At 66.5% G+C, this 18,651-nt stretch carries 18 protein-coding genes; 10 read left to right on the forward strand and 8 right to left on the reverse strand.

The window, feature by feature from the left end:
• The first annotated feature begins 52 nt into the window (after positions 1–52).
• Positions 53–676: a TetR/AcrR family transcriptional regulator gene (locus AC5Y2L_RS08375; protein ID WP_499933664.1), complete on the forward strand. Its 624-nt coding sequence runs from the start codon at positions 53–55 to the stop codon at positions 674–676.
• 112 nt (positions 677–788) lie between these two features.
• Here the strand turns inward: AC5Y2L_RS08375 and AC5Y2L_RS08380 are convergent, their stop codons facing one another.
• A complete protein-coding gene (locus AC5Y2L_RS08380; protein WP_499933663.1) occupies positions 789–1,085 on the reverse strand; it encodes a WhiB family transcriptional regulator in 297 nt (98 codons plus the stop codon).
• A 393-nt stretch (positions 1,086–1,478) separates the two neighbouring features.
• Between AC5Y2L_RS08380 and AC5Y2L_RS08385 the strand changes: the two genes are divergently transcribed.
• The 3 genes from AC5Y2L_RS08385 to AC5Y2L_RS08395 all read left to right on the forward strand — a co-directional run bounded on the left by AC5Y2L_RS08385 (position 1,479) and on the right by AC5Y2L_RS08395 (position 3,775).
• Positions 1,479–2,270, forward strand: a complete 792-nt coding sequence (locus tag AC5Y2L_RS08385) for a hypothetical protein (protein WP_499933661.1) — start codon at positions 1,479–1,481, stop codon at positions 2,268–2,270.
• 82 nt (positions 2,271–2,352) lie between these two features.
• Positions 2,353–2,928, forward strand: coding sequence for an ECF RNA polymerase sigma factor SigD (sigD, locus tag AC5Y2L_RS08390; RefSeq protein ID WP_499933660.1), 576 nt, complete (start codon positions 2,353–2,355; stop codon positions 2,926–2,928).
• Positions 2,897–3,775 (forward strand): anti-sigma-D factor RsdA, encoded by an 879-nt coding sequence (locus AC5Y2L_RS08395; protein ID WP_499933658.1) that lies wholly within the window; start codon positions 2,897–2,899, stop codon positions 3,773–3,775. Before sigD ends, AC5Y2L_RS08395 begins: the two co-directional genes overlap by 32 nt.
• Positions 3,776–3,784: 9 nt before the next feature.
• On the opposite strand, the gene AC5Y2L_RS08400 is transcribed toward AC5Y2L_RS08395, so the two are convergent.
• Positions 3,785–4,195: a DUF5319 domain-containing protein gene (locus tag AC5Y2L_RS08400; protein WP_067241274.1), complete on the reverse strand. Its 411-nt coding sequence runs from the start codon at positions 4,193–4,195 to the stop codon at positions 3,785–3,787.
• Positions 4,196–4,350: 155 nt separating this feature from the next.
• On the opposite strand from AC5Y2L_RS08400, the gene guaB reads away from it, so the two are divergent.
• From guaB to AC5Y2L_RS08415, 3 genes are all read left to right on the forward strand, one after another.
• Positions 4,351–5,949, forward strand: coding sequence for an IMP dehydrogenase (gene guaB / locus AC5Y2L_RS08405; protein WP_499933906.1), 1,599 nt, complete (start codon positions 4,351–4,353; stop codon positions 5,947–5,949).
• Between the two features lie 3 nt (positions 5,950–5,952).
• The gene (locus tag AC5Y2L_RS08410; RefSeq protein ID WP_499933657.1) at positions 5,953–7,080 is read left to right on the forward strand and encodes a GuaB3 family IMP dehydrogenase-related protein; all 1,128 of its coding nucleotides are present in this window, start codon (positions 5,953–5,955) and stop codon (positions 7,078–7,080) included.
• An 88-nt stretch (positions 7,081–7,168) separates the two neighbouring features.
• Positions 7,169–8,905 (forward strand): GMC oxidoreductase, encoded by a 1,737-nt coding sequence (locus AC5Y2L_RS08415; protein WP_499933655.1) that lies wholly within the window; start codon positions 7,169–7,171, stop codon positions 8,903–8,905.
• Positions 8,906–8,908: 3 nt separating this feature from the next.
• On the opposite strand, the gene AC5Y2L_RS08420 is transcribed toward AC5Y2L_RS08415, so the two are convergent.
• On the reverse strand, positions 8,909–9,811 hold the full coding sequence (locus tag AC5Y2L_RS08420) for a TauD/TfdA dioxygenase family protein (RefSeq protein WP_499933654.1): 903 nt from the start codon (positions 9,809–9,811) through the stop codon (positions 8,909–8,911).
• Between the two features lie 55 nt (positions 9,812–9,866).
• On the opposite strand from AC5Y2L_RS08420, the gene AC5Y2L_RS08425 reads away from it, so the two are divergent.
• The gene (locus AC5Y2L_RS08425) at positions 9,867–10,433 is read left to right on the forward strand and encodes a TetR/AcrR family transcriptional regulator (RefSeq protein WP_499933653.1); all 567 of its coding nucleotides are present in this window, start codon (positions 9,867–9,869) and stop codon (positions 10,431–10,433) included.
• 1 nt (position 10,434) lies between these two features.
• Here AC5Y2L_RS08425 and AC5Y2L_RS08430 read toward each other — a convergent pair whose 3' ends face one another.
• The 4 genes from AC5Y2L_RS08430 to AC5Y2L_RS08445 are packed head-to-tail and all read right to left on the reverse strand — an operon-like array spanning position 10,435 to position 15,991.
• Entirely contained in the window at positions 10,435–12,795 is a 2,361-nt protein-coding gene (locus tag AC5Y2L_RS08430) for a glycoside hydrolase family 65 protein (protein ID WP_499933651.1), read from the reverse strand.
• Positions 12,796–12,808: 13 nt separating this feature from the next.
• A complete protein-coding gene (locus AC5Y2L_RS08435; protein ID WP_499933649.1) occupies positions 12,809–13,591 on the reverse strand; it encodes a beta-phosphoglucomutase family hydrolase in 783 nt (260 codons plus the stop codon).
• A gap of 58 nt (positions 13,592–13,649) precedes the next feature.
• A complete protein-coding gene (locus tag AC5Y2L_RS08440; protein ID WP_499933647.1) occupies positions 13,650–14,468 on the reverse strand; it encodes a class I SAM-dependent methyltransferase in 819 nt (272 codons plus the stop codon).
• Positions 14,465–15,991: an MFS transporter gene (locus tag AC5Y2L_RS08445; RefSeq protein WP_499933646.1), complete on the reverse strand. Its 1,527-nt coding sequence runs from the start codon at positions 15,989–15,991 to the stop codon at positions 14,465–14,467. Before AC5Y2L_RS08445 ends, AC5Y2L_RS08440 begins: the two co-directional genes overlap by 4 nt.
• Before the next feature lie 79 nt (positions 15,992–16,070).
• On the opposite strand from AC5Y2L_RS08445, the gene AC5Y2L_RS08450 reads away from it, so the two are divergent.
• Positions 16,071–16,706 (forward strand): winged helix-turn-helix transcriptional regulator, encoded by a 636-nt coding sequence (locus AC5Y2L_RS08450; RefSeq protein WP_499933644.1) that lies wholly within the window; start codon positions 16,071–16,073, stop codon positions 16,704–16,706.
• A gap of 10 nt (positions 16,707–16,716) precedes the next feature.
• Here AC5Y2L_RS08450 and AC5Y2L_RS08455 read toward each other — a convergent pair whose 3' ends face one another.
• The gene (locus AC5Y2L_RS08455; RefSeq protein WP_499933642.1) at positions 16,717–17,370 is read right to left on the reverse strand and encodes a TetR/AcrR family transcriptional regulator; all 654 of its coding nucleotides are present in this window, start codon (positions 17,368–17,370) and stop codon (positions 16,717–16,719) included.
• Between the two features lie 61 nt (positions 17,371–17,431).
• On the opposite strand from AC5Y2L_RS08455, the gene AC5Y2L_RS08460 reads away from it, so the two are divergent.
• On the forward strand, positions 17,432–18,625 hold the full coding sequence (locus AC5Y2L_RS08460; RefSeq protein ID WP_499933640.1) for an acyl-CoA dehydrogenase family protein: 1,194 nt from the start codon (positions 17,432–17,434) through the stop codon (positions 18,623–18,625).
• The last annotated feature ends 26 nt before the right edge of the window (positions 18,626–18,651 follow it).

Consider the following 18,651-nt stretch of genomic DNA (forward strand, 5'->3'; position numbering starts at 1 on the left):
TATACCCATAACGGAATCATGATTCCGTCTCGAAATCAAATATCCTGTGCGGGTGACTCGCCCTTCGTATGCCGAACGCCGCAAGCTGCAGCTGCGCGAGGAGATCATCGACGCGGCCATCGATGTCTTCGCTGAATCGGGCTATCACGATGCCGGCGTGGCCGATATCGCCAAACGCGTCGGCATCGGGCATTCCACCTTCTACCGGCACTTCGAGAACAAACGCGCGATCCTCGACGAGGTCGTCAACACCGTCATCGAGCGGGCGATGGCGGCGATCGCCGCCGAGAACGCGCCCGAAGCAGCCAGCACGCTCGAGGAATACCGAGCTCAGGCCGTCCGGATCGGCGCGGCCCTCGCAGAGATCAGCGACGACATTCGTGTGATGCGGCTGCTGCTCATCGAGGCCGCCAGCGTCGACGCCGACCTGCGCCGACGCATCGACGACATGTTTGACCTAGCCGTCGAAATGAACGCGGCCTTTTACGAACATGGCCGTGAACACGGCTATCTGCGCGCCGACCTGGACACCACCGCGACCTCGCGCGCGGTGGTCGGCATGATCTTCGGTCTGGCGATCATGAGCCTTAACCCCGCCTTTGACGAGGCCGAAAGAGCAAAGACCATCCAGGCGGCCATCCGGGTGATGATCGACGGCATCGCGAATCACGCCTAGCGCCGACGCTCGAGTGTGCACTCACAGCTTTGACTCTGCGCTCAGGTAGAACTTTTGCGAGTAAGTCACGCCCTCACCGCAGAATCAACGGGCCAACCGGCCCAACGGTCAGTTAGGCCGTGCGTCGACGGCCGAGGGCCCCCTTCAGAAGCATGTCGCGCTCGGCTTCGGAAAGCCCGCCCCACACCCCATAGGGCTCACCCACCTCGAGGGCATGCGAACGGCACTGCTGGATCACCGGGCAACGCCGGCACATCTCCTTGGCTCGTTGTTCGCGTTGCATCCGGGCCCGGCCGCGTTCGCCGTCGGGATGGAAGAACATCGATGAGTCGACGCCGCGGCACAGGCCCTGTAATTGCCAGTTCCAGATATCGGCGTTGGGTCCAGGTAGCTGCTCCGGTTGTGGCATAGCTTGTCCCTCTCTACACAGCACGCCCAGGTGAAGTTCAGGTTTGCGAAGCGAGTTATGCGACTAAGAGTGGTGTCACCGATGACTACCTGCCGCTTAGGGTAGACGCTAAGCGCGTCATCAAATTTCCGTCAATGGCCGCGGTGAGTGATCAAATTCCTATGCGTTGCAAGAGAATTAACTTTGCGTTCATGCGTTATGCATTCCTAGAACCCTAGGTGTGCTAACAGCAGACCGGACCACGCCGGAATGTCCCAGCTCAGGGCGTTGCGGTCGATCCGATGCCATTAACACAAGATCGGCCGTGAGTAATATCTCGGTAACGCAGATACCACAAACTGTTTACCGGATGATACTCCGCTATCACCGTGAGCGAAACTAAGCAGCCTGAAGATGATTGAACGCGCGCTGGCCGCTGCGGCCTTTGGAAATCGGCCGCAAACTTGGCCGCTGCCAACCGCGACGACGCCCTACGAATTGTGGTTACGGGCGGTCGCTTCCGGGGGCCAAGGCCGCTATGGCAGCGCCTACCGCGACCTGGCGGCGCTGCGCCGCGACGCACCGGCCGGCCCGCTGGCCTCCCTGGCGCACAGCACGCAGGCATCTTTCCTGCGCCAGCTGGGCTGGCACACGCTGGCCCGCGGCTGGGACGGCCGTGCCTTGCTGCTGGCCCGCGGCGATGCGGAGGCCCGGGCCGACGCACTTGTCGGGCTCGCGGCCGACGCGCTGGGAGTCGGCCGCCTGGCCGCCGCGGCGGAGTTGTTGGGGCGGGCGGACCGCACGGAGTTGCCCGCACCAGTCGACCGGCTGGCCGTGCGCCGGTGCTGGGTGGCCGCGGAGTTGGCGATGGCTTCCGGTGACGGGCCGGCCGCGGTACGCCATGCCTCCGAAGGAGTCGAGTTGGCCGAGGCGATGGGCATCCCGTCGGCCCGGCATCGGGTCAAGAGCGAGGTGGTATTGGCCGCCGCGCACTGCAGCGCCGGGGCCACCGAGCGGGCCCGCGACGTTGCCGAATCAGCAATGGAAGCGACCGCCGAATTTGCACTGATACCACTTCGCTGGGCATTGTCTTGCTTGCTAATCGATATCGGAAGCGTCACATTTTCGGCACGCGAACTACACGAATTTCGCGATATTTGCGCAGGTCAGGTGCGACGCGCCGGGGGAACGTGGCGTACCGGGTGATATTGCATTCGACCGTTATTGTCATTCTGACGAGTTAGCCCCGGGATGTGTCCAGTTCGTAACGTTGGAGATACCGCCGTCGATGACAATTCGAGGGGAAAGTCTCGACGCTGTGGTTGCAGAGGCCGTAGCAGGAGACCGAAATGCGCTTCGGGAGGTGCTGGAGACCATCCGCCCGATCGTGGTTCGATACTGCCGCGCGCGGGTCGGGACGATCGAGCGCGGCGGCCTCTCAGCGGACGACGTGGCTCAGGAGGTGTGCTTGGCCACCATCACGGCCCTGCCGCGATACCGGGACCGGGGACGGCCGTTTCTGGCGTTCCTGTACGGCATCGCGGCCCACAAAGTGGCCGACGCTCACCGGGCGGCCGGGCGCGATCTGGCCTACCCCGCCGAATCGGTGCCCGAGCGCTGGTCGGCCGACGCGGGTCCGGAGCAGTTGGCCATCGAAGCCGATTCGGTCACCCGGATGAACGAATTGCTCGAGATCTTGCCCGCCAAGCAACGCGAGATCCTGATCTTGCGCGTCGTCGTCGGCCTGTCCGCCGAGGAAACCGCCGCCGCCGTCGGCAGTACCACGGGTGCGGTCCGGGTGGCTCAGCATCGCGCGCTTCAACGGTTGAAAGATGAGATTGTCGCGGCAGGTGATTATGCGTGATTCGGCGCCCGATCTGGGCTTTACCGGTGATGACCCGTCGGCCTTCGACGCAGGCCTGAACGAGCTGGCCCGCACTGATTTGCTGCTCGACGCGCTCGCCGAGCGTTCGGATATCGATCTCGACGACCCTGACGGCCTAGAAGACAAAGCGCTGGCAGCACTGCTGGGGCAGTGGCGCGACGATCTGCGCTGGCCTCCGGCCAGCGCACTGGTCTCCCCGGACGAGGCGGTACAGGCCCTGAACACCGGAATCGAGGAGCGCCGGCGTGCACGTCATGGCCTTGCGGCGGTCGGGTCGGTGGCTGCCTCTCTACTGGTGTTGAGCGGCTTCGGGGCTGTGGTGGCCGACGCCCGTCCCGGAGACGCGCTATACGGCCTGCACTCGATGTTCTTCGACGAGCGGCGGGTCGACGACGATCAGGTCGTGCTGTCGGCCAAGGCCGACCTGGCGAAGGCTCAGCAGCTGATCGCGCAGGGCCAATGGGCTCAAGCCCAGAACCAGTTGGCCGAGGTCAGCAGCACCGTGCAGGCCATGAACGACCCCGGCCGCCGGCAGGACTTGATCAACCAGCTGAATCTGCTCAACACGAAGGTGGAAAGCCGCGACGCCAATGCGACGCTGCCGCCGGCCGCGCCGCCGACGGTGACTCCGGCTCCGCAATCGAGGACTGCGCCGGTGGGCACCACTCCTTCTCCGTCGACAACGCCAAGCACGACCTCGCCACCGAATCCATCCGCGAGTGATGCACCGACTCCGTCGTCAACCCCGTCGGCAACCCCGTCGTCAACCAAGCACAAGCATCATCACGGCTCGACAACCACTACTTCGGTGGAGCCGACACCTTAGAATCAGGGCTCAGTGCCGGTGATACCCGTCGGCGTCAGACGTCGCTTCGTTGAGTGAGGCGTCCGCGTATCCGCGGCAGTAGTCCCACGTGACATAGGAATCCGGCTCGGGATCGTAGGCCGGCTCGTGCGGGCGGACGGTGCCGTCGATCAGCAGCTGCAACAGGTTGGCGCGCAACATGTCCCAGTCGTGGTAGTGGTCCTGCTGGCATTCGTCGCAACACACCACCAGCCCGCGAATGCCCTTGTGCGCCAAGAGGGCTTCGTATACGGCGAGATCGGCCAAGTCTGCCTCGACCGCCATCCGCTCCTGCTGATCCAGGGGCTGACCCGGCTCGACGGCGTCCAGGGCAGCCGACGGATCATAGGGGTCGTCGGCAAACGGGTCGGGCGGCAAACCCGGGGGGAGGTGGTCGCGCACGCCTCCTAGCGTACGCAGGCGGGCCGCCATAACGCTAGCGGCCTGGTGCAGCACCGAACCTTTGCGTCGGCGCGCCCAACAGCTGCGAGTGGGGAGGCAGACGAGCCGATAGGATGGATTTCTCACTGCACAGCATGCGTAAGGAAGGCCCGCCGATGTCCCGTGGCATGTCCGGCCTCGAAGACAGCTCTGACTTGGTTGCCAGTCCGTACGTACGCGACACTTCCCTCGGTGGCCTGGCGCCCGAGCCGGTGCCGACCGGTGGCGACAACCCGAACAAGATCGCGATGCTGGGCCTGACGTTCGACGACGTCTTGTTGCTGCCCGCGGCGTCCGACGTGGTGCCGGCCACCGCCGACACGTCCAGCCAGCTCACCAAGAAGATCCGGCTCAAGGTGCCGTTGGTCAGCTCGGCGATGGACACCGTCACCGAGGCGCGGATGGCCATCGCGATGGCCCGCGCGGGCGGCATGGGTGTGTTGCACCGCAATTTGCCCGTCGCCGAACAGGCCGGCCAGGTCGAGATGGTGAAGCGGTCCGAAGCCGGCATGGTCACCGATCCGGTCACCTGCCGTCCGGACAACACGCTGGCCCAGGTCGACGCGCTGTGTGCGCGATTCCGCATCTCCGGGCTGCCGGTGGTCGACGACTCCGGCGCGCTGGTCGGCATCATCACCAACCGCGACATGCGGTTCGAGGTCGACCAGTCCAGGCAGGTCGCCGAGGTGATGACCAAGGCGCCGCTGATCACCGCGCAGGAAGGTGTGAGCGCCGACGCGGCGCTGGGTCTGCTGCGGCGCAACAAGATCGAGAAGCTGCCGGTCGTCGACGGGCACGGCAGGCTGACCGGCCTGATCACCGTCAAGGACTTCGTCAAGACCGAGCAGCACCCGCTGGCCACCAAAGACAGTGACGGCCGGCTGCTGGTGGGCGCTGCCGTCGGTGTCGGCGGGGATGCGTGGGTACGCGCGATGATGCTGGTCGACGCCGGCGCCGACGTGCTGGTGGTGGATACCGCGCACGCCCACAACCGGTTGGTGCTCGACATGGTCGCTCAGCTCAAAGCCGAAGTGGGCGACCGCGTTCAGGTGATCGGCGGCAACGTGGCGACAAGATCGGCCGCCGCCGCGCTGGTCGAGGCCGGCGCCGACGCGGTGAAGGTCGGCGTGGGCCCCGGATCCATCTGCACCACCCGGGTGGTGGCCGGCGTCGGCGCGCCACAGATCACGGCGATCCTGGAAGCCGTCGCGGCGTGCTCGCCGGCAGGCGTGCCGGTGATTGCGGACGGGGGACTGCAGTATTCCGGCGACATCGCCAAGGCGCTGGCCGCCGGCGCATCGACGGCCATGCTGGGCTCGTTGCTGGCCGGCACTGCCGAGGCGCCCGGCGACCTGATCTTCGTCAACGGAAAGCAGTACAAGAGCTACCGCGGCATGGGATCGCTGGGCGCCATGCAGGGCCGGGCCGGGGGCAAGTCGTACTCGAAGGACCGCTACTTCGCCGACGACGCGCTCTCCGAGGACAAGCTGGTGCCCGAGGGTATCGAGGGCCGGGTGCCGTTCCGCGGTCCGCTGTCGTCGGTGATCCATCAGCTCACCGGTGGGCTGCGCGCCGCGATGGGCTACACCGGCTCGCCCACCATCGAGGTGTTGCAGCAGGCGCAGTTCGTCCGGATCACCCCGGCGGGCCTCAAAGAGAGCCATCCGCACGACGTCGCGATGACCGTCGAAGCGCCCAACTACTACGTCCGATAGTCCATGGTCGAGATCGGGATGGGCAGAGTCGCCCGTCGCACCTACGAGCTCAGCGAGATCGGCATCGTGCCGTCGCGGCGCACCCGGTCGTCGCAGGACGTATCGACGGCCTGGCAGCTTGATGCCTACCGGTTCGAAATCCCGGTGATCGCACACCCGACCGATGCCCTGGTGTCGCCGGAGTTCGCCATCGAGCTCGGCCGGCTGGGCGGGCTGGCGGTGCTCAACGGCGAGGGGCTGATCGGCCGGCACGCCGACGTCGAAGCCAAGATCGCGCAGTTGGTCGAGGCCGCCTGCAAGGAACCCGAGCCGTCGGCGGCGATCCGGCTGCTGCAGGAGCTGCATGCCGCCCCGCTGAACCCCGACCTGCTGGGCGCGGCGGTGGCCCGTATCCGTGAGGCCGGCGTCACCACCGCCGTGCGGGTCAGCCCGCAAAACGCCCAGGCTTTGACGCCGGTGCTGGTGTCGGCCGGTATCGACCTGCTGGTCATTCAGGGCACCATCGTTTCGGCCGAGCGGGTGGCCAGTAACGGCGAGCCGCTCAACTTGAAGACCTTCATCGCCGAGCTCGACGTCCCGGTGGTCGCCGGTGGGGTGCAAGACCATCGCACCGCCCTGCATCTGATGCGCACCGGCGCCGCGGGGGTCATCGTGGGCTACGGGTCCACGAGAGGCGTCACCACCACCGACGAGGTGCTGGGCATCAGCGTGCCGATGGCCACCGCGATCGCCGACGCCGCGGCCGCCCGGCGCGAATACCTCGACGAGACCGGCGGCCGCTACGTGCACGTGCTGGCCGACGGCGACATCCACACCTCCGGTGAGTTGGCTAAGGCCATCGCCTGTGGCGCCGACGCGGTGGTGCTCGGCACGCCGCTGGCCGAATGCGCCGAGGCGCTCGGACAGGGCTGGTTCTGGCCGGCCGCCGCCGCGCACCCGTCGTTGCCGCGCGGTGCGCTGCTGCAGATCGCCGTCGGCGAACGGCCGCCGCTGGATCAGGTGCTCAACGGCCCGTCCGACGATCCGTTCGGCACCCTGAACCTGGTCGGCGGTCTGCGCCGGTCGATGGCCAAGGCCGGTTACTGCGACCTCAAGGAGTTCCAGAAGGTCGGCCTGACCGTCGGCAGTTAGTTTGTTGGGCGAGCAGACACAAAAGCACCTAAATCCTCGGCGTGTCGGGGGATTTTGCGTCTGCTCGCCAGAGGTAAATACTGGTCCGATGAAGCCGGATTACGACGTACTGATCATCGGTTCGGGTTTCGGGGGTAGCGTCAGCGCGCTGCGGCTCACCGAAAAGGGCTATCGGGTAGGGGTGTTGGAAGCCGGCCGCCGGTTCTCCGATGACGAGTTCGCCAAGACGTCCTGGGACCTGCGGAAGTTCCTGTGGGCGCCCAAGCTGGGCTGCTACGGCATCCAGCGGATTCACCCACTGAAGAACGTGATGATCCTGGCGGGTGCCGGAGTGGGCGGCGGCTCGCTCAACTACGCCAACACGTTGTACGTGCCGCCGGAACCGTTCTTCAACGACCCGCAGTGGAAGCACATCACCGACTGGGGCAGCGAACTCGGGCCGCATTACGACCAGGCGCAGCGGATGCTCGGCGTCGTGTTCAACCCGACGTTCACCGATGCCGACCGCATCGTCAAAGAGGTCGCCGACGAGATGGGCTGCGGTGACACGTTCGTCCCCACCCCGGTCGGCGTGTTCTTCGGCCCAGACGGCACCAAGGCGCCAGGCAAGACCGTCGCCGACCCGTATTTCGGTGGCGCGGGGCCGGAGCGTACCGGTTGCCTGGAGTGCGGCTGCTGCATGACGGGCTGTCGCTACGGCGCCAAGAACACCTTGGTGAAGAACTACCTCGGGCTGGCGGAATCCGCTGGCGCACAAGTGATTCCGATGACGACCGTGAAGGGCTTCGAGCAGCGGACCGACGGGCTGTGGGAGGTCCGCACGGTCCGCACCGGCAGCTGGCTGCGCCGCGACCGCCGCACCTTCACCGCCAACTACCTGATTCTGGCCGCCGGCACCTGGGGCACCCAGCACCTGCTGTTCAACATGCGCGACAAGGGCAAGTTGCCGCGCTTGTCGAAGCGACTGGGTGTGCTCACGCGGACCAACTCCGAATCGATCGTCGGCGCGGGCAAGTTGGAGGTGTCGCCGGACCTGGACTTGACCCACGGAGTGGCGATCACGTCCTCTATTCACCCCACCTCGGACACCCACATCGAACCGGTCCGCTACGGCAAGGGTTCCAACGCGATGGGTTTGCTGCAGACCCTGATGACCGACGGCGCCGGCCCGGAGGGCACCGACGTGCCGCGCTGGAAGCAGCTGCTGGACCAGGCCCGCGCGGACCCGCGCATGATGATCCGGATGCTCAACGTCCGCCAGTGGAGCGAGCGAACGCTGATCGCGCTGGTGATGCAGCATCTGGACAACTCGATCACGACGTTCACCAAGCGCGGCAAGCTGGGCATCCGCTGGTATTCCAGCAAACAGGGCCACGGCGAGCCGAATCCCAGCTGGATCCCGGTCGGCAACGAGGTCACCCGGCGCATCGCCGCCAAGATCGACGGGGTGGCCGGCGGCACCTGGGGCGAGCTGTTCAACATTCCGTTGACGGCGCACTTCCTCGGCGGCGCGGTGATCGGCGACAGCCCCGAAAACGGGGTGATCGACCCGTATCACCGGGTCTACGGCTACCCGACGCTGTACGTGGTCGACGGCGCCGCGATCTCGGCGAACCTGGGGGTCAACCCGTCGCTGTCCATCACCGCGCAGGCCGAGCGGGCCGCCTCGCTATGGCCGAATAAGGGCGAGAACGACCAGCGGCCATTGCAGGGTGACGCGTACCAGCGACTGGACCCGATTCCGCCGACGCACCCGGTGGTGCCCGCCGAAGCGCCCGGTGCACTGCGGTGGCTGCCGATCGAACCGGTGAGCAACGCCGGCTGAGCGTTAGCTGGCGATCGCCTCGAGCGGTGCGCCGCTGATCACCCGGCTGCGCTCCCCGTGCACGTTGACCGGCACATCGCCCATCAACGTGACCCGGTGCATCAGCCGCGGCTGGTTGTCGTAGTCGTCGATTGCCCGGTGCTGGGTGGCCCGGTTGTCCCACATGGCCACATCGCCGGGCGCCCACTCCCAGCGAATAGTGTTCTCCGGCAAGGTGATTCGCCGTTGCAGTAATTCCAGCAGCACGTTCGACTCGTGGCTGTCCAATCCGACGAAATGGCGGACGAAGTCGCCGGCCAGCAGCGTGCGTTCGCCGGTCTCCGGGTGTACCCGCACCACCGGGTGTTCGGTCCGGAAATCCGCCTTCTCGAAGGCCACCCGGAACGACCGTTGCGCATCCGTCATCGCCGCGGCGGCTTCGGTGGTGACGTAGTCGTAGCGGTTGGTGTGCAGCGCCCACAGATTCTCGACCAGGCACTTGAGCGGCTCTGGCAGGTGTTGATAGGCCGCCGCGGTGGAGGCCCACAACGTGGAACCGCCATAGCTGGGCAGTGTGACCGCGCGCAGGATCGAGGCCGCCGGGTAGTTCGCGGCGAACGTGACGTCGGTGTGCCAGCGATTGGCCTTGCCGTATTCGGAGTTGATCGGCGTGATGATCGGCGCGTCCTTGGCCGACAGCACCGCCGCGGCCGGGTGGCCGATGGGCGTGCCGAGCAGCCCGGCGAATGCGAGCTGCTGCGCGTCGTCGAGGTGGTGCTGGCCGCGGAAGAACACCACCTTGTGGGTCAACAGTGCCTGGTGGATCCGTTCGACCGCGGCGTCGTCGAGGTCACCGCTGAGCCGGACTCCGTCGATCCGCGCTCCGATACGGCTACCCAGCTTGGTGATGGTCATGGAATCTGTCATCGCTGCTTCCTCTAAGCCGATGTAGTCAGTTGACTACATCGGCTAGTGTAGTCATATGACTACCCGTGCGGCAAGTGCCCGGCGCAAGATTCCCACCGGGCGCGAAGAGGTGGCCGCGGCGATCCTGGACGCTGCCACCGACCTGTTCGCCGAACGGGGTCCGGCCGCGACGTCGATCCGCGACATCGCCGCCCGATCACAGGTCAACCATGGACTGGTGTTTCGTCACTTCGGCACCAAGGAGCAATTGGTCGGTGCCGTGCTGGATCACCTGGGCGCCGACCTGACCGATCTGTTGGAGTCCCAGGCGGCTCCCGACGTGGTCGAGCGGGCTTTGGATCGTCAGATGCGGGTGATGGCCCGCACGGTGCTCGACGGCTACCCGGCCGGCCAGCTGCAGAAGCGCTTCCCCAACGTCGCAGAGCTGCTGGAGCGGATCCGGCCCAGCCACGACGACGACGCCAGCGCGCGGCTGGCGGTCGCCAACGCCCTTGCGCTGCAATTCGGTTGGCGGTTGTTCGCGCCGATCCTGCGCTCGGCGACGGGTCTCGACGAACTCACGGATGCCGAGCTGCGGCAGGCCGTGCGCGACGAGGCGGCGCGCCTGGTCCAACCGCGCTGAGTCACCCGATCAGGCCCCGGCGGTGCACGGGCTCGCGCCCGGGCGGCTGCGGGGGCGGCGGGAGCAGCGGCTTGCGTTTGCGCACCGCGATGGTCGTCGGCGCTTCGCTATCCAGCTCGAGATCTTCGCCGGCGTGACGAATGGTCAGCGTGGTGCCCGGCCCGTCGCGCAGGGTGTAGGTCACCTCGGTGTGGTCGACGTCGACGGTCAGCCGGAATTCACGCCAGCGCAGCCGGAAGCAGAGCCGAGAGATGCCGTCGGGCAGATGCGGATCGATGGACAGGATGCCCTCGTCGTCGCGCAGTCCGCCGAAGCCCGCCACCAGCGCCGTCCAGGCCCCGGCCAGCGAGGCCATGTGCAGGCCATCGCGGGTGTTCTGGTGCAGATCGCGCAGGTCGATCAAAGCGGCCTCATACGCGTAGTCGTGGGCCAGCTCCAGATGGCCGACCTCGGCGCACATGACTGCCTGGGTGCACGCCGACAGCGACGAGTCGCGCACCATGCGTCGTTCGTAGTAGTCGACGTTGCGCGCCTTCTGTTCGTAGGTGAACGCGTGGCTCTGCCACTGCATCGCCAGCACCAGGTCGGCCTGCTTGATCACCTGTGCGGGGTAGAGCCGCACGTAAGCCTCGTGCAACAGCAACGGGTAGGTGGTGTTGGCTTCGAAATTCCACTCCGCCAGGGTGGTGAAGCCTTCACATTGCTGATGGACGCCCAGCTCCTCGTCGTAGGGGATGTTGATGGCGTTGGCCGCATCGCGCCAGGCGGCCATCTCTTCGGTGGTGACACCCACTGCTCCCGCCGCTTCGGGATGGCGGGCGCAGGCGTCGGCGGCGGTGAGCAGGTTGTGTGCCGCCATCAGGTTGGTGAACACGTTGTCGCGGACTATTGCCGTGTATTCGTCGGGACCGGTGACGCCGTCCAGATGCCAGACACCGTGGCGGTCGTGATGCCCGATCGACATCCATAGCCGGGCGGTTTCGATCAGCACGGCCAAGCCGCACTCTTTCTCCAGTGTTTGGTCGCCGGTGACGACGCGGTAGCGCTCGAAGGCCATCGCGATATCGGCGTTGATGTGCCAGGCCGCGGTGCCGGCCGGCCAGTAGGCCGAACACTCCTGTCCGCGGATGGTTCGCCACGGAAACGCGGCACCGTCCAGTCCGAGTTCGGCCGCCCGCTCCTTGGCCAGGTCCATCGTCGAGGCCCGCCAGCGCAAGGCGTCGGCCACGGCATGCGGCAGCGTGTAGGTCAGCACCGGCAGCACGAAACCCTCGGTGTCCCAGAAGGCATGACCGTCGTAGCCGGTTCCGGTGAGCCCCTTGCTGGGGATGGCTCGGCGCTCGGCGCGGGCGCTGCACTGCACCAGGTGGAACAGCCCGAACCGGACGGCCTGCTGCGATTCGGGGTCGCCCTCGACCTCGACGTCGGCGCTGTCCCAGAACAAGTCCAGGAACGCCCGTTGCGATTCCACGAGCCCTTTCCACCCGCTGTAGCGGGCGCTGTGCTGTGCCGCGGCGGCCTGGTCGCGCAGAGCCGGGCGGGAACGCAGGCTGGACCAGCCGTACGCCAGGTATTTGACGATGCGCAGCTTCTGGCCGGGACGCAGCCCGCAGATGATGGTGGTCCGGGCCAGGTCGGGCCGGGCGTCGGTGGAGATCTCGACCCGCCCGGGAACCTCGACTTCGTGGTCCATCGTCGCGGCCATCATCAGCGCGCTGGCGCGGGTGCGGTGCATCAGGCAGGCACCCCGCTCGGTGCTTTCGTGGGCGACGGCCTCCAGCGGGTTTTCCAGGATCGCCGACACCCGCGGGTCATCCGAGGTCTCCGGCTGGTCCTCGTTGGTGACCAGTTCGGATTGCACTGTGGCACGGATGAACTGGTCGACCGCCTCGACCACGTACTCGATGGCCGCCACGCTGCGGTGTACCAGCGAGACCAGCCTGGTGGACACCACCTTGACTTCCTTGCCGGTGGGCGAGCGCCAGTGCGCGCGACGGACCAACGTCCCGGCGCGCAGGTCGAGGCACCGCTCGTGCTCGACCAGCTCGCCATAGCGGACGTCGAACGGCTCGTCGTCGACCATCAGGCGGATGATCTTGCCGTTGGTGACGTCGACAACGGTCTGGCCGGCTTCCGGATATCCGTACCCGGCCTCCGCGTACGGCAGCGGCCGAATTTCGTAGAAGGAGTTCAAATAGGTGCCCGGCAAGCCGTACGGTTCGCCCTCGTCGAGGTTGCCGCGCAGCCCGATGTGTCCGTTGGACAAGGCGAACAACGACTCCGATTGCGCCAGCAAGTTCAGGTTCAGCCTGGTCTCGCGGACCTGCCAAGGTTCGACGGGGAAGGCTTCTTCAGTGATCATCGGGAACCATGCCTCACAGCAGCTCGGCGAGGTCGGTTACCACGATGTCGGCGCCGTTGCGGCGCAAGTCTTCTGCCTGGCCCACTCGGTCGACGCCTATCACCACGCCGAAGTTACCGTCCCGACCGGCCTGGACGCCCGATATCGCGTCTTCGAACACCGCCGCCGCCTCGGCGGGAACACCGAGCAGCTCGGCCGCGCGCAGAAACGAGTCCGGTGCCGGCTTTCCGGCGATGTTTTCTTCGCGTAACGTCACGCCGTCCACTCGTTGCTGGACAAACCGATCGAGACCGGTGATTTCCAGCACGTCGCGGGTATTGGCGCTGGACGACACCACGGCCACACCAAGGCCCGCCTCCGACACCGCCTCCAGATAGCGTCGTGACCCGTCGAAAACCTTGACGCCGTCGTCGTGCAGGACTTTCTGGAACATGTCGTTCTTGCGGTTGCCGAGCCCGGAGATGGTCTCGGCGTCAGCGGGGTCGTCCGGGCTGCCGTCGGGCAGGTCGATGCCGCGGCTCTGCAAAAACGACCGGACGCCGTCTTCGCGTTTCTTGCCGTCGACGTACTTGCGGTAGTCGGCGGCGGGGTCGAAGGGAACGAACTGTTCTCCGGTGTCCTCGGCGCGTTGCTTCAGGTAGGCGTCGAACATCGCCTTCCAGGCCTTGGTATGCACACTCGCGGTATCGGTGAGCACACCGTCGAGGTCGAACAAGCAAGCACGTACCTTCTCAGGCAGCCCCAGCACGGGTACCTCACTCTCGGGTATGGGGTTGAGCGGTATCCACTCCACCATGCTTGTGCCTGTGCCGCCACCAACTTGGTGAGTTGATTTCAGCCGACCGCCCGCTCGGTCAGTTCTGCACCTGCGCCCAGGCGGTGATCAGGGGAGGCATGGTGATGAGGGCGTTGGCCGCAAGGGCCTCGGCACGGAATCGCGACACGAACTCGTCGGAATCATCGAGCCCGTCGATGCCGAAGCCGTGCTGCCGCGCGACGGGAGAGACCAACCGCCAGACTTCCGCGGCGTAGGCGAGGATGTCGGTGTCGGCGGCGGTGCCGATCGGCGCGCCGATGGTCAGCCGGGGCGCACCGAGTCCGGCATCGGCGAAGACCTTGTGCAGCGTCGTGCCGAACCGCGCGCTGAGCCCCATGGCCTCGAATGCCCTGGCGATGCCGGTCGTCACTTGTTCGAACAGCGGCAGGTCCGGGAGGGTGCGCCCCCCGGCGATGTCGTTCTCCGAGAACGCGATTACGCCGCCGGGTCGCACGAAGGAGCTGAGCTGGCGCAACGTGGCGGCAGGGTCGGGCAGGTGCATCAGAATCAACCGCCCGATCACGGCGTCGACGGGTTCGGCCAAGGCGATCGCATCGATCGTGGCTTGAGTGAATTGCACTGCGGACAGGCCTCGTTCGGCCACGCGGATACGGGCCAGCTCGACCATCTCGGGTGCGGCGTCGACGCCCAGGACCGTTCCCGTCGGCCCGACCAGCCGGGCGGCGATGAATGAGACGTTCCCCGGCCCGCAGCCGATATCGAGCACCCGCATACCCGGTCGCAGGCCGGCGAGCCGCAGCGCATGCTCGGTGTAGTCGTCGTACAGCCTTCCCTGCAGGAGCAACCGCTGCACCTCCACTTCGTCATGGCCCAGGACATACGTGCTGCCGCTCATCGAATTTCCCTTTCTTGAGGTGCCGGCTCCCAGGCCGGCAACAGCCAGCCGACAACGATCGCTGCGCCCAGCGCGATGCCCGCGCAGACCAGCGAGCTGACCTGCAGGCCGTCCAAGAACGCGTGATCGACGGCGTCGCGGACATTGGCCGCCTGCCTTGCGGGCAACTGCTCGATCACTTTGTGCGCCAATGCCATCGAGTGCCGCATGGCCTCGGCGGGCAAGCCCGTCAACGCGGCCGCGCCGAGATGTCCGGAGTACACCGACGCGAAGATGCTGCCCGCGATGGCAACGCCGAGGGTGCCGCCGAGTTCGCGGGTGGTGTCGTTGACGGCTGAGCCGACGCCGGCCTTGTCGGCGGACAGCGATCCCATGATGGCCTCGGTGGCGGGCGCGGTCGTCAGGCCGAGTCCGCCACCGAGCAAGAGCATCTGCGTGGCGATTTCGGTGTACGGCGTGGCCGCGTCGGCGGTGGACGCCCACGCCAGCCCGGCGGCGAACACGGCGAGTCCCGCGGCGACGACGGCTGTGGTACCTAGTCGTTGCACCAGCCGGGGTCCCAGGATGCTGGCCAGCGCGATCGAAGCCGCGACCGGCAGCAGTCGCACGCCGGTCTGAAAGGCGGTGTAACCCTTGATGAATTGGAAATACTGGGTGATGACGAAGATGAAGCCGAACAGTGTCAGGAACCCGGCGGTCACGGCCAGGCTGCCACCGGAGAACCGGCGGTTGAAGAACACCGTGACGTCCAGCATGGGGTGGGTGCTGCGCCGCTCCCAGAGTGCAAACCCGGTGAGAATGAATGCCGCAACAGCGAATCCGGTCCCGGTACGCGGATTGGTCCATCCCCACGTCGGCGCTTCGATCACCGTATAGACAAGTGTGGTGATTCCGGCGGCGGACATGATCAGACCGGGCAGGTCGACGCGCGGCGCCGCCGGGTCGCGTGAGGTCGGAACGAACAGGATGCCGCCGGTGATGGCCAGCGCGGCGATCGGGATGTTGACCATGAAGATCGAGCCCCACCAGAAATGCTCGAGCAGCCAGCCACCGCTGATCGGCCCCACGGCCACGCCGACTCCCACCATGGCCGCCCACAATCCGATCGCCTTGGCCCGGGCGACCCGCTCGGTAAAGATGTTTGTGATCAGGCCCAGGGTGGTCGGAAAGATCACCGCCGCGCCGACGCCCATGGCGGCGCGGGCCGCGATCAGCGCGCCGGCCGAATCCGCCTGTGCGGCAACGGCAGAGGTGAGCGCGAACAGCGCCAGCCCGGAGTTGAGCCAGCCCCGCCTGCCGTAACGGTCGGACAGGCTGCCGACCGACAGCAGCAGACCCGACATGACCAGGGTGTAGGCGTCGACGATCCATTGCAGCTGGGCGGTGTCGGCGCCGAGTTCGCGCGACAGGGTGGGCAGCGCGACGTTGACGATGGTGGCGTCGACGCTGATGACGAAGACGCCGACGCAGATGACCACGAGCGCGGAAAACGGATGGTTGCGGAACACCGGGTCGGTACGCATGGACATGACAGTAAATCTGATGGGCAAACAAATCAAGTAACAAGTTGAAAAAAGTATCTACCGTTGTTAGCCTTGCGAGGTGCGTGCCCGCAAGTACAACCAGAACTGCCCCATCGCTCTCGGCCTTGACATCCTCGGCGAGCGCTGGACATTGCTAGTCCTGCGGGAACTGGTGGGCGGACCGCGTCGCTACAGCGACCTGCGCGCGGCACTGCCAGGTATCGCGACAAATCTGCTCGCCGAGCGGCTCAAGGAGCTACAAGACGCTGGCCTGGTAGACCGGGCCGAGCTGCCGGCACCGATCGGGCGCACGGTCTACCTGCTCAGCGATCTGGGTTGGCAGAAGGCTTTGCCCGTCCTGCGCAGCATCGCCTGGTTGGGTTTGGACCGGTTTGATCCAACCAACGGCCCTGTCTCGCCCCTCAACGGCTTTCTCGCCGGAATCCTGCTGCCCTTCGACCCGGCGGGTGCGCCCGGGTTGAACGTCACCTGCCGCGTCGAGATCGACGGCCGGCGTTTTGATTTCGCAGTGCATGACGGACATCTTGCGGCGCCGTCCGGCGAACCCGCGGTCACCATCAACGCCAGCGCCGCGGACCTGGTCACGGCACGCGTCGGGGCCAGCGACGGCAAACGCAAGGCGGCGCTGCGACGCGTCCAATTCCAGGGCGACCCCGGTGCCGTCGCCGCAGTGCGCAAGGCGTTTTCGCTATAGGTCCAGGAGATCACGCCCGCGCCGCAAGCAGGGCATCGACGAGGGCTTGGGCGATGAATTTGCCGTAACGTCCTGCCGACCAGCCGCGTTCGATAACGAGAAGCTCGTAGAGCTCGGGTGCGTGATACGTCCATAGGACGTCACGCGCTTGCCTGGTGTTGACCCGCAGCTGCCCGGTGCGCGCCAGGTCGGCTGCGAACATTCCCATTGCAGTGAGGGTTTCGTCGCGGATCTGCTTCCACACGTCCGCGGCGTCGGGCGACGACGCGGCGCCATCACGCGCGAGTAACTGGATCGGAGCGCTGCGCGGCATGGTGGCGGCCAGATGCCGTGCGTAGATTTCCAGCTTGCGCTTGGCCTCGGTCGCCGTGATCACCCGCTGGATCACGTCTCGTTGAACCATCGGGATCGGCTCGTCGTCGCCGGCGACGGAGACATCGAACAGCGCTTTGAGCACGCCCGCTTTCGTCGTGAAGGCCTTGTACACCGTTTCGACCGACACGCCGGCGTCCCGTGCGATGTCGGCGATGGTCGTCGCCGCATATCCCTGTGCCAGGAAGCGCTTTCGGGCAGCCGCGAGCACCGCATCTCGGTTGTGCTGGGCCTGTTGGCGACGACGGGTGGAGTCATAGCGGCGTGGAGGTTGACTCTTGACAGATCCCATAATTCAGTACATGCTCCTGTATCGATTACTAATCACTGTATCAAAATACTGGGAGCAGTCCATGACAACCGCAACATGTCCCGTCGTCGACCTGCCGGACGGTGACCATTTCATGACGGCAGCGCGTGCGCTGGCGCCCGAAATCAGCCGGTGCGCCGACGATGCCGAGGCGCTGGGGAGTTTGCCGGCCCATCTGGTCACCGCTTTGCGCGCGGCCGGCGTCTTCCGCGCCTTGCAACCACGCTCGCTGGGCGGATTCGAAGTGGCCCCAGTCGAATTCATCAATCTGGTCGAGGAATTGGCGCGTGCCGACGGGTCGACGGGCTGGATCGCCGCGATCGGTGCCGGCGCACCGGCTTTCACCGCCTGGCTCGAACCCGCCGTCGCCGCAGAGCTGTTCGGCTCGAACGCCGATTTCTTGGCGGCCACGGTGTTCGCCCCTACCGGTCGGGCCGTCTCGCATGGCAGCCGCTTCGCCGTAGACGGCCGTTGGCCGTTCGCGAGCGGTTGTCGCCATGCCGAATGGATGCTGGGCGGAGTCTTCGTCGTCGACGACGAGACCCCGCGGATGATCCCCGAGCAGGGCCCCGACTGGCGTCTTGCGTTCTTCCCGCGCGCGCACGCCGAGATCGTCGACAACTGGGACGTCCTGGGCCTGCGCGCCACCGGCAGCAACGACGTCGTCGCCGCAGGCCTGCACGTCGCCGAAGAACACACCATCAGTCCGTTCTTCCGGCCGGCCCGCCACGACGGCGCACTGTGGCGACTGGCGTTCTTCACGCTCGTCGGAGTGGCTTTGGTCGGTGTCCCGCTCGGGATCGCGCGACGCGCGCTCGACGAATTCACCGCACTGGCGGCCACGAAGACCCGTGCCGGCACCTTCGAACCGCTCGCCGCGGACCCCGCCGCCCAGGTCGAGTTCGCCCGTGCCGAAGCCGATTTGAGGTCGGCGCGCGCCTTCGTCCTCGACGAGGCCGGTGCCCTGTGGGACACCGCCTGTGCCGGCGATCCGCCATCGCTGGACCAGCGCGCCGGTTTCCAGCTAGCCGCCCAGCAGGCCATGCGTGCGGCGCGTAAGGCCGTCGATACCACGTTCGCGTTGACCGGTGCGGGCGCGGTACACGCGAGTCACCCGCTGCAGCGGTGCTTTCGGGATGTGCATACCGTCGGCCAGCACGTCTACTTCAGCCCATCCGCCCTCAAGCGCTACGCCAGCACCCGTTTCGGCATCACGCAGCCCACCCACCTGATGTGACGGCTGCGCACAATACCCAGTTTCGG

The organism is Mycobacterium sp. NGS66, from assembly GCF_059812225.1.